Origin of the sequence: Kitasatospora sp. NPDC056076 (assembly GCF_042266305.1) — a bacterium.
GTDB lineage: Bacteria > Actinomycetota > Actinomycetes > Streptomycetales > Streptomycetaceae > Kitasatospora.
The window spans coordinates 1-1,203 of sequence record NZ_JBHJWG010000135.1; the positions used below are offsets into that span (position 1 = coordinate 1).

General features: G+C 75.9%; 1 pseudogene. It reads left to right on the top strand.

Features of this window, described 5'->3' with window-relative positions:
• Nucleotides 1–133: 133 nt before the first annotated feature.
• A pseudogene (locus ACFC1T_RS38425) lies at nt 134–1,203 on the top strand (high frequency lysogenization protein HflD); the annotation flags it as partial.

Genomic DNA, 1,203 nt, shown 5'->3' on the forward strand with positions numbered 1-1,203 from the left:
TCGCCGGAGTGGTGACGTGCCGTCCGCCGGACGAGGCCACCAGGGTTACCGCTCGGGCGCTCGCCCTCATCCTCATCCCGGCCGTCGGCCCTCTCGGCCGTGGTGGCGGGTCGTTCTCCCCGGAGGCAATGACGTGGTGCTGCCGCGACGCGTGGTTCGGACGGGCGCGGGGGCGGTGGGCGCGCTCTGTCTGCTCGGCCTCGCGGCGCCCGCTCACGCGCACCCGCTGGGGAACTTCTCCGTCAACCACTACCTCGGGTTCACCGTCCACCCCGACCGGATCGAGGCCCTGGCCGTCACCGACGCCGCGGAGATCCCCACCCTCCAGGAACGGCCGAGGGTCGACCGCAACGGCGACGGCGCGATCGACGACGGGGAGCTTGCCGCCTGGGCGGCCGAGCAGTGCGCACAGACCGCCCAGCGCCTCGAGGTGACGACGGAGCAGGCGTCCACGGCGCTGCCCTGGACAACCCGGTCCGCGCGGTTCCGGTACGAGGACGGCTCCGCCGGTCTGCCCACGAGCCGGCTGGAGTGCGTGCTGGACGCGCCCCTGGGCGTTCCGGCCGGCGGAACCACCGTGCGGGTCTCCAGCGGGAGCGACCCCGGCCGGGTCGGCTGGAACGAGATCACCGCGCGGGGCGAGGACGCCCGGCTCGACCCGACGGACGTGCCGGCCGAGTCGGTGTCCAAGGAGCTGCGGGACTACCCCCGCGACCTCCTCAACAGCCCCAGCGGCGTCACCCGCGCACAGTTCCGGGTCCTGCCGGGCGGCGGCCCAGCCGCCGGGGCGGGGACCGCCTCCCGAAACGACGGCTCGGGCCCCACCGCCTGGCTCGCCGGCCTCGACAGCCGACTCGCCGGCCTCGGGGCGGCCCGTCAACTCACCGTTCCCATCGGCCTGTTGGCCGTCCTGCTCTCAATCGTACTCGGGGCCGGGCACGCGCTGCTGCCCGGGCACGGCAAGACCGTGATGGCCGCCTACCTGGCCGGCCGGCGCGGGAGCACCCGGGACGCGGTCGCGGTCGGAGCCACCGTCACCCTCACCCACACCGCCGGGGTCCTCGTGATCGGCCTGGCCCTGACCGCGTCCGCTTCGCTGGCCGGCGACGTCGTCCTGGGCTGGCTCGGCGTTGCCAGCGGAGCCCTGGTCGCGGTCGTCGGCCTCGGCCTGCTGCGGGACGCGACCCGCCGCGCGCGCGGCGG